The organism is Nocardiopsis sp. N85 (assembly GCF_028882275.1).
In the GTDB taxonomy this organism is placed as follows: domain Bacteria; phylum Actinomycetota; class Actinomycetes; order Streptosporangiales; family Streptosporangiaceae; genus Nocardiopsis; species Nocardiopsis lambiniae.
This window is the reverse complement of the sequence record NZ_JARBUT010000019.1, coordinates 108,494-123,376: the sequence shown is the minus strand read 5'-3', so window position 1 is coordinate 123,376 and position 14,883 is coordinate 108,494. Positions and strand designations below refer to the sequence as shown.

Here is a 14,883-nt window from a genome sequence, read left to right as displayed (position 1 = left end):
CACGCAGCGGCCGAAGGTTCCCGTTCTCCGGGCGGCCTCGCACGAACCGAAGCGCAGCGGAGGGTCCGAAGAACACCCCTAGACGGCGCGCCAGGCGTAGGCGGCCGAGACGGGGTGGCCCCGGTACCTCTCCCACTTGGGCTTGGCCGCCACCCAGGTGTCGTCGACCACGCCCTCCACCATGTCCGCCAGCGCCCAACCGGCGTCCAGGGCGGCCCGCACCTGGTGGCTGACGAGGTGGACGTGGGTGGTGATGGCCACCGACTCCCCCGAACCGTCGGTGTAGTGGGTGGGCATCCCGGTCACCATCGCGAACTGCGGATGGTAGGACGCCAGCAGGAACGTCCCGCCGGGGCGGACCAGGCGGCGCGCCTCCGCGTAGAACGGGGCCAGGTCGGGCAGGTGCTCGTCGATGAGCGAGGAGACCACCAGGTCGTAGCCGCCCCCCTCCAGTCCGCTGGTCCGCACGTCACCCTCGGCCAGCGTGGTGTGGGCGCCGCGTTCCTTCGCGCGGGCCAGCATGCCCGGGCTCAGGTCCACGCCGTCGATGTCGCCCGTCACGCCTCGGGCGCGCAGCCACGCGGCGGTGCGACCGGTCCCGCACCCCAGGTCGGCGACACGGCGCACCCCCGCCCAGTCGGGGTGGGGCAGGCGTTCCAGCAGCGCCAGGTCCATGGCGTCCAGGACCGAGTCCTCGTAGGTGGCCGACCAGCCGTCATAGCCGGTGGCCACGTCGACCGTGCGGTAATTGCGGGTGTCATAGGCGGAGAAGTCCAGCATGGCCCCGAGTATCGCGGCCCCGACCGGCCGGCGCGAGTCATTAAATGCGTTGCCCGCCGGGAGGACGCCCCCTACGGTGAGGACATGTTCGGTTTCTTCGGCGTGACCGACCGTGCCCCGGCCCGGTCCGCGCGCGCCCACGTCCTCGAATTCCGGCCCCGCCGCTCCGGCCCGGGCCGGTGACCGGACCCCTCCGAGCGCACCGCCGTTCCCGTGCCCTCCCCGGCACGACGTCGGCGGTGCCAGGAGGTCCGCTCCTTCCTTGACGGTGCCCCGGTCCGGGCCCGATCGCGTCCCCACATCCGCGGGACGGGTCGCCCGGCCTCCTTGCGCGTGCCCTCGTGCCGTTCCTCCGTCGTGCCACCCGTCCCTTCCGCCACCGTCCCGGTGGCCGACAAGGACCTTTCGTGGCACGAACCGCACGACACCGCTCCAACGGCGCACGACGACGCCTGTCCCAGAACTTCCTCACCGATCCCGCCACGGCACGGCGCGTGGTGCGCCTGGCCGAGGTGGCACCCGATGACCTGGTCCTGGAGGTGGGGCCGGGCGACGGCGCCCTCACCCGCTTCCTGGCCCCGGCCGCCGGCCGGCTGATCGCCTACGAACTCGACGCCCGTTGGGCCGCCCGGATCACCCGCCGGTACCCCGGCGTCCGGGTGGTGTGCGCGGACTTCACCCGGGCCCGCCCACCGCGCGAGCCCTTCTCCGTGGTCGGCAACATCCCCTACTCGCGCACCGCGGACATCGTGCGCTGGTGCCTGTCGGCGCCCGCGCTGACCGGCGCGACCCTCATCACCCAGTGGGAGTACGCGGCCAAGCGCACCGGCGGTCACGGGCGGTGGAGCCGCCTGACCGTCCTGTCGTGGCCCCGGTGGTCATGGGATCTGGCGGGTCGGATCCCCCGTCACCGGTTCCACCCGGTGCCGGGCGTCGACGCCGGGGTCCTGCTGTTGCGCCGCCGACCGTCCCCGCTGATCGACCCCGCGCGCGCCGACGCCCACCGGCGGCTGGTGGAGCTCGGCTTCTCCGGGGTGGGCGGCTCGCTGCGGGCCTCGTTGTGCCGCGCCCATCCGGCCCGCCGGGTGGACCGGGCGCTGGACGCCGCCGGAGTGCCCCCGGACGCCCTCGTCGGACACGTCTCCCCCGACCGGTGGATCACCGTGTTCGGACACCTCCATTCCTGACCGTTCCGGGGGAGGCCTCGCCGGGGTTCCACCATGCGGGGCCTCCCCGAGCACCGCCCTCCCGCCGCCGGTTCCGGCCCGCGCCCCCGAACCCGAGACGGATGGGGGTGCGAGGTCGGCGCGAGTGGCGGGGCGTCGAGGGCCTTCGGGCCCGGGTGGATGTCGCGATCCGCACCGATACCGAAGGCCCTCCTCGCAGGTGTCGCCGAAGTCGGGTGTCACCACCCCCCGTCGTCGTCCGGCCTCTCCCCGCCCGGGACCGGGGGGAGGCTCCCCGCCCTCATCGCGCGGGGTCGTCGGCGGTCCGGCCCCCCAGCTCGACGGCGACGCCGGGGGCGGGCCGGCCCCCTCCGGTATCGCCGCCGGGAGCGTCGGTGTCCTGGACGCCGATGTGCCGAAGCATCACCGCGGTCGCCACCGCCAGGGCGAGGGTGACCACGGCACCCGTCCAGCCCGTGGTGTTCAAACCCGCGATGAAGGCCTCCTGGGCCCGCTCGAACACCGGCGCGGGGATCTCCCCGGAGATGGAGGTGGCCCCGGACAGGCCGTTCTCCACGATCCGGGCCGTGTCCGCGGAGAGCCCGGTGAGCGCCTCCGCGTTCATCCTGCTGGTGTACACGGCGGCGGACAGGCTTCCCACCACGGCGATGCCCACCGCCAGACCGAGTTCCTGGACGGTCTCCGAGATGGCCGAGGCCGACCCGGCCTTCTCGGGCGGCGCGGCGCCGACCACCAGATCGGTGCCCAGCGCGGCGATCGCACCCAGGCCCAGGTAGACCAGGGAGAACGCCCCGACCACCAGGAGCAGCCCTCCGGAGGGTCCCACGAGGCCCATCAGCGCGTAGCCCACCGATGACAACGCCAGCACCCCCGCCACCACGTACCCCGGTCGGATCCATCGGGTCAGGACCGGCGCGAGAATCGACGACAGCATCATCATCAGTGCGGGCGGCCCGAACCACAGTCCGGCGGCCAGAGGTGAGAGCCGCTCGACCAGTTGCAGGTACTGGGTGGTGAGGAGCATGGTTCCGCCGACACCCACCAGGCCGACGAGCATCATCCCCAGGGCGACGCTGAAGGCCCGGTTCCCGAAGAGGGTCACATCGAGCAACGGACTCTCCAGGGTCCGTTGGCGGCGGACGAAGACCAGGGAGAAGACGGCGCCGGCCGCCACGGCGGCGAGCACCGTCGGGCTCGGCCCCTCCTTGGCGAACTCCTTGATCGCGTAGACGACCGGCAAGAGGGCCAGCAGCGACAGGAACACGCTGAACGGATCGAACCGCCCGCTCCGCGGGGCACGGTACTCGGGTAGCAGGAACGGGGCCGCCACGAGCATCAGACCGATCATCGGGACGGCCGGCAGGAAGGCCGCGCCCCACCAGAAGTACTGGAGGAGCACACCTCCGACCAGTGGACCGGCGGCCATGCCCCCGGCGAAGAACGTGGCCCACAGACCGATCGCGAGCGCCCGCTGGCGCGCGTCGTCGAACATGTTGCTGATCAGCGCGAGCGTGGAGGGCATGAGCGTGGCGCCGGCCACGCCCAGCGCGGCGCGGGAGGCGATGAGCATCTCGGGGGTGGACGAGTAGGCGGCCGCGAGCGAGGCCGCCACGAAGGCGATGCCGCCGATGACCAGAAGGCGGCGGCGGCCGATCCGGTCTCCGAGGGTGCCCATCGTGATGAGGAAACCGGCGATCAGGAAACCGTAGGAGTCCACGATCCACAGTTCCTGGGTGCCGCTGGGCCGAAGGTCGACGGCGAGTGAGGGCAGTGCCAGGTGCAGGACGGTGAGGTCCAACCCCAGAAGAACGGTCGGTAGCGCGAGGACGGCCAGGCCCGCCCATTCCGCCGGGCCTGCCCCGCCGCTGCTCGGACGGGTCATGTCATGGCTCCTCTCGTGGTGGGGATTCGACTCCAGCCTGGGAGGGGCCGCGCACGTCGTGCGCACGCGGCGCGCACGGGGCCCGGGGGCCGACTTGTATGCTGGGGCCATGCGTTTCGGGGTGCTCGGCTCACTCACCGTGTGGGACTCCGGTGGCGGTGAGGTCCCGATCACCGAAACGAAGGTCCGGGCGGTGCTCGCCGACCTGCTGGTGCACCACGGCCGTTCCGTCTCCGCCGACCGGCTCATCGAGGACCTGTGGGAGGGACGCCCGCCCGGCCGGCCCCTGAACACCCTCCAGACCAAGATCTCCCAGCTCCGCAAAGCCCTGGGGGCCGAACGCGTCCTCCGCTCCCCGGCCGGTTACCGGGTGCGCGTCGAGGACGACGAACTCGACGCGGCCCTGTTCCGGCGGACCGTGGAGAGGGCCGACCGGATCCACGACCCCGGTGCTCGCGGACGGCTGCTCGCCGAGGCTCTGGGCCTGTGGCGTGGACCGGCCTTCGCGGACTTCACCGACGCGGTGTTCGTCCGCGCCGAGGCCGCCCGCCTGGAGGAGCTGAGGGTCGGGGCGGCGGAGCGGCTGGCCGAGGCGCGCATCGAGACCGGCGAGGAGGACGCGGCGGTCGCGGGGCTGCGGGAGCTGGTCGAGGAGCACCCCCTGAGGGAGCGGTCACACGGCCTGTACATGCTGGCCCTGTCCAGGACGGGGAGGCAGGGGGAGGCGCTGAGAACCTTCCACGACCTGCGTGCCCGGCTCCGCGACCGGTTGGGGATCGACCCCGACCCGGCGGTCCGCGACCTGTACGCCTCCATCCTGCGTCAGGAACCGGAGTCGAGCGCGCCGCGTCGCGTCGCGGACCGCCCGCGGAGCAACCTGCCCGGCCCGCCGACGGCGCTCATCGGCCGCGAGTGCGAAAGCGCGCACGTCCGCGCGGCGCTCTCCGACCCCTACGGCGACCGCCTGGTGACACTGACCGGCCCCGGCGGCGTGGGCAAGACCCGCTTGGCGGTCGCCGTCGCGCGGTCGCTGACCGAGGACTTCCCCGACGGGGCGTGGATCGTGGAACTGGCCGCCATGGACCGCGCGGCGACGACCGCCGACCTCGCCGAGCGCGTCATCGCGACGCTGGGTCTGTGCGAAGGCGCCGTGGACTCCTCGTTCGACCTGGTCGAGTGGCTCCGCGAGGCCCTCCGGAACCGGCGGTCCCTCATCGTCCTGGACAACTGCGAGCATGTGGTGTCCCAGGTCGCGGACCTGGCCGGGGCCCTGTTGGCCGCCGACGCGGGGCGCCTCGTGGTGACCACTCAGGAGGCGCTCGACATCCCCGGGGAGACCGTCTTCCCGCTGGCGCCGTTGACGCTGCCCGACGCCGTCGGCGACCCGGACGAGATGATCGCCTCCTCCAGCGCGGTGCGGCTCTTCGTCGAGCGGGCACGGGCCGCGTCCCCCGGCTTCGTGCTGACCGGGGAGAACGCCCCCGCCGTCGCCGCCGTCTGCCGCCGCCTGGACGGCGTCCCCCTGGCCCTCGAACTGGTCGCGGCCCGGCTGCGCGCGTTCACGCCCGAGCAGATCGCCGCCGGCCTGGACGACCGTTTCGCCCTGCCGACCGGGCCGGGCCGCGGCCGACCCACCCGGCAGCAGACCCTGCGGTCGATGGTCGACTGGAGCTGGAACCTCCTGACCGACGGAGAGCGCACGGTCCTGCGCCGGCTGGCGGTGGGCAGGGACGGGTGCACCCTCGCGGGGGCGCGGGCCGTCTGCGACGACGGACACGACGTCCTCGACGTGCTCTCCCGGCTGGTCGACCGTTCGCTCGTGGTGCGCGAGGGCGAGCGGTACCGGATGCTGGAGTCCGTTTCCGCGTACTGCGTCGAGCGGCTGGAAGGGGCCGGCGAGCTGGAGGAGGTGCGCGGCAGGTTCATCGCCTTCCACGTTCGGGAGGCCGAGCGCAGGGACCCGCTCCTGCGGGGCTCCCGACAGCGCGAGGCCCTGGAATGGCTCGACACCGAGACGGTCAACCTGCGCCACGCACTGGAGCTGGCGATGCGCGCGGGGGACGCCGACGCGGCGCTGAGACTGGTCAACGCGCTGGCGTGGTACTGGCGGCTGCGCAACCGGGTGGCCGAGGCACAGCGCTCCTTCGAAGCCGCGCTGCGTCTCCGGGGCGGATCGCCGCGCACACGGCGCGTCGCCGAGGGCAGGCTCGCGGCTTTCGAGGGGCGCCCGCCACGCGAGGGGGGACTCGTGGAGGCGGGGGCGTTGCGGCTGCTCTGGTTCGCGGAGTCGGTCCTCTACCACCGCGATGACCGCAAGGCGGAGCGCGCCCTCGTCGAGGAGGCGCTGGCCCACGCCGGGGAGAGCGGTGACCGCTGGGTGGAGGCCGCCGCGCTGGCGGAACGCGCCGGACACCGCCTCGATGACGGCGAGGTGTCGGCTTCGCGTGCCGACGCCCGGCGCAGCGCCGGGATCTTCCTGGACCTGGAGGACCACTGGGGTCTGCTGCGGGCGAACGCGGCGCTGGCACGGGCGGCGGAGGTCGACCTCGACCACCGCGGCGTCGCGGCCCTGTTGGAGGAGGACCTGCGGGCCGCCGAAGGGCTGGGCCTGTGGGTCGACGTCATAGAGACGCTCTTCCGCCTCGGACGCCTCGCGGCCTCTCGGGGTGAGCGTTCCCGGGCGCGCCGCTTCCATGAGCGGGCGCGCCGGGTCGCCGAGGAGCGCTCCTACGCCTCCGGGGTGGTGGAGGCCGACGCCTGGCTGTACCGGGCGGACCGGGTCCCGGCGGAGGCGCTCGGCGAACCGCGGCCGGACGCCTCTCTCTCCGCCGGAGGGCCGGGCACCGCCCAAGACCCTGTTCCGTGAACGCCCCTCCGCGCCCCCGGGGGTCGCGAGGGCGCCCGCGAGACCGAAGGCCCGCTTCTCCGGGCGCGCCGAGCACGGACCGAAGCCGAACGGGGAGGTTCGAAAGAACACGACCCAGGTGTTCCGCCCCGGCGCGGTCGGGAACACGGGAGGCGGGAGGGCCGCCGGCGCGGAGTACGTGTGCGCCCGCTCCCGGGATCCGACGGCGGTTCCTCATCGTCCGGAATCCCGGTGCGGGCCGCCCCGGCGCGGTCGTCCACGGCGGTGTGAGGGGGTGCCGAAGGGGAACGACGCCGCGGTCGGGGTCGGCCCGCCCGGCCGGTGGGTGACGGCGTTCGCGCCGTCACCCACCGCCGACCGAGGGTTCGTTAGGCTCCACCCATGCGAAAACTCCCCTTCCTCCCCCTCGCCCTGGTTCCGCTCGCGGTCGGCTGCGCCTCGGGGGGAACGCAGACCGTCGCATTCGGGGAGTCCGCCGCGGTTCCCCGACCCGTGGGCGCCTACGAGTCGGAATTCATCCCCGGCCGCACCGCCGACGTGCTGTACAGCGTGGACGAGGTCGTCTCCCCCTCTCCGGGCATCGTGACCTTCACCCTCACCGTGGAGATCCCCGAACTGGGCCGGACCTCGGGTCTGAGGAACCTGACCGCCGTGTGCGAGTCCGGCGGACACCACGGCCCGGCGCGCAGCGAGGAGCAGTTCGGGGAGGCGGACGGCGGCACCCACCCCTTCGCGATGGTGTGCGCGGTACCGGAGGACGCGGAGGAACTGCTCATCGCGGTCGAGCACTACGACCACCGCATGGAGTTCACCGGGGCCCTCGGCTGAGCCTCGGATCCGCGGGATCGCGGAGCACCCGCCCGGCACCGCCACCCGCTCCCGCCGATCTTCGGCACCCGTCGGCCGCGGTTCGCGCGGGCCGGTGTCCTGCTCCGCCTCGGCGCCGGGTCGCCCATCGGCGGATCCGCGTATTCCGACCTCTGCGTTCCCGACCGTTCGGGGGGAGGCTTCGCTAGTGTTCCACCATGCGAAACCTCCCCCCGAGCGTCGCACTCCTGGCGCTGATCCCGACCTTGACGGCCTGCACCCCCGGCCCCGAACCCGAGACGGACGGCGCCGGCTTCGGCGAATCGATCGTCGTCGCCCATCCGGTGGGCGCCCACCCGGAGGAGTACCGGCGTGATCTCGACGCCGAGGCCCTGTACACGATCGACGACGTCGTCCTCCTCGGTTCGGAGAGGGTGGCGTTCGTCCTGAACGTGGAGGTCCCCGAGACCGGTCGGACCTTCGGGTTGTCGGACCTGTCCGTCGACTGCGCGGCGGGCGGGAACCGGAACCCGGCCCTGACCGACCGCGTCCTGGGCGAGGCCACGACCAGCTCCTACGCCATCCCCTACACCTGCGCGATCCCCGAGGACACCGGAGAACTGATCATCGCGGTGGAACACTACGACTACCGCCTGGAGTTCACCGGCGCCCCCGGCTGAGCCTCAGACCCGCAGGATCGCGAAGCACTCGCCCGGCACCGCCACCCGCTCCCCGTCGATCTCCGGCACCCCGTTGGCCAGCAGCAGTTCGTGCGGGACGGCGTCCAGCTCCACCTCGGCGCCGTCCGACGCCAGGTTGCACACCACCCGCAGTGTCCCGCGCACCAGCACCAGCTGCCGACCGTCGCCGGAGGCCACCACCGCGAACCGGTCCAGGCGCGGATCGGCCAGGTCCGGTTCGGCCCGCCGCAGCGCGATGAGCGCCCGGTACGTCTCCAGGACCAGGGCGTGGACGTCCGCCTCGGTCTGTGACCAGTCCAGCACCGCCGCGTCCCGGGTGGCCGGGTCCATCGGGTCGGGGATCTCCTCCTCGTCCCAACCCAGCGCGGCGAACTCCCGGCGACGTCCGTTGCGCACCCCCTCCACCAGGTCGGGGTCGGTGAAGGAGGCGAAGAACGGCCACGGGGTGGTGGCCGCCCATTCCTCCCCCATGAAGATCATCGGCGTGTAGGGCGAGCACAGCAGGAGCGCGGCACCGCAGACGAGCAGCCCCGGGGGGACGTGCTCGCCCATGCGGTCGCCCCGGGCCCGGTTGCCGATCTGGTCGTGTGTGGACAGGTAGCCCAGGAAGCGGTGTCCGGGCACCCGGGCGAGGTCCACCGGGGCCCCGTGGGTCCGGCCGCGGAACGACGAGTACGTACCGGCGTGCCGGAACACCCGGCTCAGCACGGTGGGCAGCGCCTCGGGGTCGGCGAAGTCGGCGTAGTAGCCGTGGGTCTCCCCCGTGAGCGCGACGTGCAGCGCGTGGTGCAGGTCGTCGGACCACTGGGCGGTCATCCCGGTGCCGCCGGCCTCCCGGGGAAGCACCGTGCGCGGGTCGTTGCGATCGGATTCGGCGATCAGCGACAGCGGTCGGCCCAGGCCCGTGGCCAGCGCCTCCACCTCGGCCGACAGCTCCTCCAGGATCGGCACCGCCCGGTCGTCGCGCAGGGCGTGCACCGCGTCCAGCCGCAACCCGTCCAGGTGGAAGTGGCGCAGCCACCCCAGGGCGTTGTCGATGACGTGCCGGCGCACCGGGTCGGAGTCGGGGCCGTCCAGGTTGAGGGAGGGCCCCCAGGCGTTCTCCCCGGAGAAGTAGGGACCGAAGCGGGGCAGGTAGGCGCCCGAGGGGCCCAGGTGGTTGTGGACCACGTCCAGCAGCACGGCCAGTCCGCGTCCGTGGCAGGCGTCGACGAACTCCTTGAAGGCGTCCGGGCCGCCGTAGGGTTCGTGCACCGCGTACCACAGCACCCCGTCGTACCCCCAGCCGTGAACGCCGTCGAACGCGTTGACCGGCATCACCTCCACGTGGGTGATGCCCAGGTCGACCAGGTGGTCGAGCCGGTCGATCGCCGCCTTCAGGGTGCCCTCGGGGGTGAAGGTGCCCGTGTGCGCCTCGTAGACCACCGCGCCCGCCAGCGGCCGCCCCGTCCAGGCGTCGTCGGTCCAGACGAACGCCCCGTGGTCGTACACCCGGCTCGGGCCGTGCACCCCGCCCGGCTGGTACGGGGAACGCGGGTCGGGCAGCGGGACGGGGTCCTCGTCGAGGAGGTAGGCGTAGTCGGTGCCGGGCCCGGCGCCGTCGACCCGGGCCCGCCACCACCCGCCCCGGTCGCGCTCCATGTCCACCACCCGGGGCGCGGGGTCGTCGGCCGCCCCCAGGCGCAACCGCACCCGGTCGCGGTGGGGCGCCCACACCGCGAAATCGCCGTCCACGCCCGATCCCGGTGTGGTGGACCCGGTGGTGATGATCTCCGATCGGCTCACATGGAACGGTCTACCCGAGCCGCGCGGGGGCGACCCGCGCGACACACCGGTTCAGCGCGGCCGGTACAGGTGAAGGCGCGTCGACGCGGTCACCGCGACCGGCGCGGGCAGGGCGGCGATGCGCGCGTCCAGGTCGGCGGGGTCGAGGTGGCGGGCGCTGGGGCCCATGCCGACCACGGTGGCGACGTCCTCGCGGGCGAGTGCGAGCGTGAACCGGAGCGGTTCCACCGCGACGGGCTCGAAGACCCCGTGCAGGCTCTTCTCCAGGCGTTCGTCCTTGCGGGGGTCCACCGACAGCAACCCCAGCGGGGCGCGCAGCTCGGCCAGGTGGCCGGCGTCGGGGACGACCACCACCAGGATCCCGCCGGGCGCCAGGACGCGGGCGAACTCCTCGGCGTTGCGCGGCGCGAACACGTTGAGCAGCGCGTCGACCGTGCCGTCGCGCAGCGGCAGCCCCCGCCAGGCGTCGGCGGTGACCGCGCCGGCCCGCGGGTGGGCCTTGGCGGCGCGGCGGGCGGCGAACTTGGACACGTCCACGGTCAGCCCGGTCGCGGTGGGCAGCGCGTCGAGGACGTGCGCCAGGTAGTGGCCGGTGCCGCCGCCGACGTCGGCGACGAACGGGGCGTCGGTGGTCTCGCGGGCCACGACCCGGGCCAGCGCCGCGCCGATGGGCGCGTAGTGTCCGGCCTGCTGGAACCGCACCCGGTCGGCGACCATCGCCTTGTCGTCGCCGGTACCGGGCGGGGTCGCGCCGGTGAGCAGGCTGACGTACCCCTCGCGGGCCACGTTGAACACGTGCCCGGCCGCGCACCCCATCCCCCGGTCGGCGGCGGTGAGCGGATGTCCGCAGGCGGGGCAGGCCAGGGCGTCGGCCACGGTCTCGGGCATGCGCGGGCGAGGGCGAGGGCCGCCGGCGGTGTTCGTACTCGTCATGATCGCCCGTCAGCCTACCGGCGCCCCGGCCGGTCCCGGTTCAGCGCCGGCGCAGCACCGCCACCGGGTAGTGGTCCAGCAGGTCGGCGAGCGGCGGGGCGGTGAGGCCGTCGACGCTCGTCGGGGCGATCTCCCGGTCGGTGAGCAGGTCGGTCCAGGTTCCGGGACCCGAGGGGAGCGGCAGCACCGTGCCGGCCCACCCCCCGGCGTCGTCGAGCGTCAACGGCAGCCGGGTGGCGACCACCGCCAGGTCCGGGTGGGCGGCGCCCCGTGAGGTGCGGGCGAAGGCCAGGGCGTGCCGGGCGGCCGGGCCCGAGGCCTCCAGCGGCAGGTATCCGCGCGGGTCCAGGTCGCGGCGGGCGCGCAGGCAGGTGCGCACCAGGTGCAGTTTGGCGGCGCCGGTGTCGTCGATCGGCGGACGCCACCCCGACTCCAGGCGTTCGAGGATCTCCTCGCGCAGCGCGTGGTCCACCGGGCGGCGGTTGTCGGGGTCGACCAGGGACAGGTCCCACAGTTCGGTGCCCTGGTAGACGTCGGGCACGCCCGGTCCCAGCAGCTGCGCCGCCTTCTGGCCCAGCGCGTTGGACCACCCGGCCTCCCGGATCGAGCCCACCACCGACAGCACCTCGCCGAGCAGGGCCCGGTCCCCCAGCACCCGGCCCGGCCAGGCACGGACGCGGTCCTCGAAGTCGGGCTCCGGGGCGATCCAGGAGGTGCCCAGCCGGGCCTCGCGGGCCGCTTTGAGCAGGTGGTCGGTGAGCCGGTCGGCGTCGATGGGCCAGGCGCCCACCAGGGTCTGCCAGCCCAGCAGGTTCAGTGACGGCTCGGGCAGGGCGCACCGGTCGGTCCAGCGCCGCACCGCCTCGGTGAACCCCTCGGCCACCTCCGACAGCGCGGCCAGGCGGGCGCGCACGTCCTCGGAGCGTTTGGTGTCGTGGGTGGACAGCGCCGTCATGGTGTGCGGGGTGTGCGCCTCGCGCAGGGCGGCGTCGGTGTGGAACTCCTCCGGGGCGACCGCGAAGTCGGCCGGGTCCCCGCCCACCTCGTTGAGCGCGACGAACCGGGTGGCCCGGTAGAACGCGGTGTTCTCGGTGCCCATCGCCACGACCATGCCGCTGGTCTGCTGAAGGCGTCGGGCGAGTTCGCCGCGCGGGTGGGCGCGGACCCGGTCGTCGATGACCTCCAGATGCGTTTCCAGGTCCGGGCGGCGGTGCGTCGCCGTCTCCACCGCCCGTGTCCAGGCGGCCTCCCCCTCGGGCAGGTAGGAGCGGTACACGTCGAAGGCGCACAGCAGTTCGACGACCGCGTCGCGGCGTCGTTCCCAGGCGACCGCGTCCAGGGTCCGGCCGTCGCGGGGCGGCCGGGGCGGCACCAGGGCGCAGATCCGCCGCACCTCGGCCGCCAGCAGGTCGGTGGCCGCCGCGTGGCGCGCGTGGGCGTCCACCGTGACGACGTCCACCTCCACCCCCTGGTCGGCGGCCAGGGTGGTGAGGTCGGCCTCGCCCGACGGGGAGGTGAACACCCCGCCCGTCACCCGCAGCGCGTCGTAGCCGGTGGTCCCCGCGACCGGCCACGATCGGGGGATCTCCTCTCCGGGCGCCAGGATCTTCTCCACCACGATCCAGCCGGGGAACCGGGCGGCCAGGGTGCGCAGGTACCCGCCCGGGTCGGTCAGCCCGTCCACGTGGTCGATCCGCAGGCCGTCGACGCGGCCCAGGTCGGCCTGGCGCAGGATCTCGGCGTGCACCGCCTCGAACACGCCCGGGTCCTCCACCCGTACCGCCGCCAGCTCGCTGACGTCGAAGAACCGCCGGTAGGTGAGTTCGGAGTCGCCGCGCCGCCAGGACACCAGGCGGTAGTGCTGGCGCTCGTGCACGGTCGCGACGTCCTCGCCCGGGGTGTGCGTGCCCGGGGCGATGGGGTAGTGCTTGTCGTGGTAGGCGATGGAGCCGTCCACGATCCGCAGGTCGGCCAGGGCGGCCCGGCCTCCGTCGCCGTCGTCGCCCAGCACCGGGATCGGTATCGGTCCGGTGTCGAAGTCGATGTCGAAGCACCGCGCGTAGGCCGACGCCCGGCCGCGCTCCAGCACGTCCCACCACCACGGGTTGGCGTCGGGCCGGGCCACCGACATGTGGTTGGGGACGATGTCCACCACCACGGCCATCCCGGCCTCGTGGGCCTTGGCCGCCAGTGCCGCGAAGGCCTCCTCGCCGCCCAGTTCGGCGGAGATCCGTGTGGGATCGACCACGTCGTACCCGTGGTCGGAGCCCGGGGCGGCCTGGAGGATGGGTGACAGGTACAGCGCGCCCACACCGGTGCGCGCCAGTCGGTCCACCGTCCCCACCGCGTCGACCAGGGTGAACCCGGGGCGCAGTTGCAGGCGGTAGGTTGACGTCACGGGAACGGCGGCGGAGATGTCATACGTGCTCATCACGCCTGTACCCGTGCCCGCCGCGCCCGCGTGTCATGCACGCGGATCCGTCGTGTCCGGCCCCGAACGGGGCCGTCAGGGGCCGGTGCGGGTCGGTACGGGCGTGATGGTTAAATCTTCGGCGGTGTTCCATCACCTGCCACAACGCGCCCACGACGGGCGACGCGTCGGTGGCCACTGGGGCTCACCGACATCGACGAAAGGGTGAGAAGCAAGCCGTGCTCCCGTCCAACAAGCGCAACCGGACCCACGCCGCCGCCGGTGCCGTCCTCGCCGGGCTGCTCCTGGCGACCACCGCGTGCGGCAGCGACGACGCCGTCCGCGACAGTGCCGCTCCGGCCGTCCCCGACGACCTGGAGTGCTTCTCCGGCAGTATCTCCGGGGCCGGGTCCAGCGCCCAGGAGAACGCGATGACGACCTGGATCGCCGGATACCAGTCGGCCTGCGACGACGCCCGCGTCTACTACGACTCCATCGGTTCGGGGGGCGGCCGCAACCAGTTCATCGACGGCGCGGTCACCTTCGCCGGCACCGACGCCGCCGTGGGCCCGGAGGAGAACGAGGACGCCCGCGCGCGCTGCGAGGGCTCCGACACCATCAACCTGCCGGCCTACGTGGTGGCCATCGCGGTGGTGTTCAACCTGGAGGGCATCGACTCCCTCGACCTGCGCCCCGACACCATCGCGAAGATCTTCGACCAGAAGATCACCCGGTGGGACGACCCGGAGATCGCCGAGACCAACCCCGACGTCGAGCTGCCCGACCTGGAGATCACCCCCGTCAACCGGGCCGACGACTCCGGCACCACCGAGAACTTCACCCGGTACCTGGAGGAGGCCGCGAGCGAGGCCTGGCCGCACGAGGCCGACGGGCAGTGGCCGATCACCCCGCGCGAGTCCGCGCAGGGCAACAGCGGCATCGCCGACACCGTCAAGCGCGCCGAGGGTTCCATCGGCTACGTGGAGATGTCCCACGTGCACGACATGTCCACCGTCGCCGTGGGCGTGGGCGGGACGTTCGTGGAGATCTCCCCCGAGGCCGCGGCCCAGGTGGTGGCCGACTCCCCGCGCAGCGAGGACGCCAGCGGCGAGTACGACCTGGCCCTGGACCTGGACTACGGCACCACCGCCGAGGGCGCCTACCCGCTGGTCCTGGTCAGCTACGAGTCGGTGTGCCTGGACTACCCCGACGACAAGGAGGCCGAGCGGCTCAAGGGCTTCCTGCGGTACCTGGTGAGCGAGGAGGGCCAGCAGGCCGTCTCGGACGAGACCGGCTCCACCCCGGTCAACGACACCCTGCGCGAGCAGTTGCTGGCGTCCATCGACGCCGTCTCCTGACCCGGGCGCGGGTGAGGGCGCGTCGCCGGTGCGGCGCGCCCGTTCTCCGCACCGCATCGGGTACCTTACGTACTGGCAACGTCGCAACGGGTGAGGACCTTGAGGTCGGCGCGCCTTCGGAGGGGTCCGCCCGCCTCCGGGTCGGTGTCTTCCCCCATCTGCCCGCCGCGGTCG

10 protein-coding genes are annotated in these 14,883 nt (G+C 73.6%); 5 read left to right on the top strand and 5 right to left on the bottom strand.

Annotation, left to right across the window (positions count from 1 at the left end; genetic code table 11):
* Positions 1 to 78: 78 nt before the first annotated feature.
* A complete protein-coding gene (locus tag PWG71_RS22845) occupies positions 79 to 780 on the bottom strand; it encodes a class I SAM-dependent DNA methyltransferase (protein ID WP_274811993.1) in 702 nt (233 codons plus the stop codon).
* A 407-nt stretch (positions 781 to 1,187) separates the two neighbouring features.
* On the opposite strand from PWG71_RS22845, the gene erm reads away from it, so the two are divergent.
* A complete protein-coding gene (gene erm / locus PWG71_RS22840; RefSeq protein WP_274811992.1) occupies positions 1,188 to 1,967 on the top strand; it encodes an ErmE/ErmH/ErmO/ErmR family 23S rRNA (adenine(2058)-N(6))-methyltransferase in 780 nt (259 codons plus the stop codon).
* A 280-nt stretch (positions 1,968 to 2,247) separates the two neighbouring features.
* Here erm and PWG71_RS22835 read toward each other — a convergent pair whose 3' ends face one another.
* On the bottom strand, positions 2,248 to 3,849 hold the full coding sequence (locus PWG71_RS22835) for an MFS transporter (protein ID WP_274811991.1): 1,602 nt from the start codon (positions 3,847 to 3,849) through the stop codon (positions 2,248 to 2,250).
* 109 nt (positions 3,850 to 3,958) lie between these two features.
* Between PWG71_RS22835 and PWG71_RS22830 the strand changes: the two genes are divergently transcribed.
* The 3 genes from PWG71_RS22830 (at position 3,959) to PWG71_RS22820 (ending at position 8,202) form a co-directional block, all read left to right on the top strand.
* On the top strand, positions 3,959 to 6,715 hold the full coding sequence (locus PWG71_RS22830; protein WP_274811990.1) for a BTAD domain-containing putative transcriptional regulator: 2,757 nt from the start codon (positions 3,959 to 3,961) through the stop codon (positions 6,713 to 6,715).
* 381 nt (positions 6,716 to 7,096) lie between these two features.
* Positions 7,097 to 7,543 carry a hypothetical protein gene (locus tag PWG71_RS22825; RefSeq protein WP_274811989.1) on the top strand — a complete coding sequence of 149 codons (447 nt, stop codon included), beginning with the start codon at positions 7,097 to 7,099 and terminating at the stop codon, positions 7,541 to 7,543.
* A gap of 197 nt (positions 7,544 to 7,740) precedes the next feature.
* The gene (locus PWG71_RS22820) at positions 7,741 to 8,202 is read left to right on the top strand and encodes a hypothetical protein (RefSeq protein WP_274811988.1); all 462 of its coding nucleotides are present in this window, start codon (positions 7,741 to 7,743) and stop codon (positions 8,200 to 8,202) included.
* A gap of 3 nt (positions 8,203 to 8,205) precedes the next feature.
* On the opposite strand, the gene treZ is transcribed toward PWG71_RS22820, so the two are convergent.
* Genes treZ through treY form a run of 3 tightly spaced genes read right to left on the bottom strand, consistent with a single transcriptional unit; the run spans position 8,206 to position 13,372 of the window.
* Entirely contained in the window at positions 8,206 to 10,008 is a 1,803-nt protein-coding gene (gene treZ / locus PWG71_RS22815; RefSeq protein WP_274811987.1) for a malto-oligosyltrehalose trehalohydrolase, read from the bottom strand.
* Between the two features lie 51 nt (positions 10,009 to 10,059).
* Positions 10,060 to 10,941: a putative RNA methyltransferase gene (locus PWG71_RS22810; protein ID WP_274811986.1), complete on the bottom strand. Its 882-nt coding sequence runs from the start codon at positions 10,939 to 10,941 to the stop codon at positions 10,060 to 10,062.
* Positions 10,942 to 10,981: 40 nt separating this feature from the next.
* Positions 10,982 to 13,372: a malto-oligosyltrehalose synthase gene (gene treY / locus PWG71_RS22805; protein WP_274811985.1), complete on the bottom strand. Its 2,391-nt coding sequence runs from the start codon at positions 13,370 to 13,372 to the stop codon at positions 10,982 to 10,984.
* Positions 13,373 to 13,590: 218 nt separating this feature from the next.
* Here treY and pstS point away from each other — a divergent pair, with 218 nt between their 5' ends.
* Positions 13,591 to 14,709 (top strand): phosphate ABC transporter substrate-binding protein PstS, encoded by a 1,119-nt coding sequence (gene pstS, locus PWG71_RS22800; RefSeq protein WP_274811984.1) that lies wholly within the window; start codon positions 13,591 to 13,593, stop codon positions 14,707 to 14,709.
* The last annotated feature ends 174 nt before the right edge of the window (positions 14,710 to 14,883 follow it).

Coding starts and splice junctions, on each gene's coding strand:
- PWG71_RS22835 (WP_274811991.1), bottom strand. CDS start 3,849: ATGACCCGTCCGAGCAGCGGCGGGGCAGGCCCGGCGGAATGGGCGGGC.
- treY (WP_274811985.1), bottom strand. CDS start 13,372: ATGAGCACGTATGACATCTCCGCCGCCGTTCCCGTGACGTCAACCTAC.
- PWG71_RS22820 (WP_274811988.1), top strand. CDS start 7,741: ATGCGAAACCTCCCCCCGAGCGTCGCACTCCTGGCGCTGATCCCGACC.
- PWG71_RS22810 (WP_274811986.1), bottom strand. CDS start 10,941: ATGACGAGTACGAACACCGCCGGCGGCCCTCGCCCTCGCCCGCGCATG.
- PWG71_RS22825 (WP_274811989.1), top strand. CDS start 7,097: ATGCGAAAACTCCCCTTCCTCCCCCTCGCCCTGGTTCCGCTCGCGGTC.
- PWG71_RS22830 (WP_274811990.1), top strand. CDS start 3,959: ATGCGTTTCGGGGTGCTCGGCTCACTCACCGTGTGGGACTCCGGTGGC.
- PWG71_RS22845 (WP_274811993.1), bottom strand. CDS start 780: ATGCTGGACTTCTCCGCCTATGACACCCGCAATTACCGCACGGTCGAC.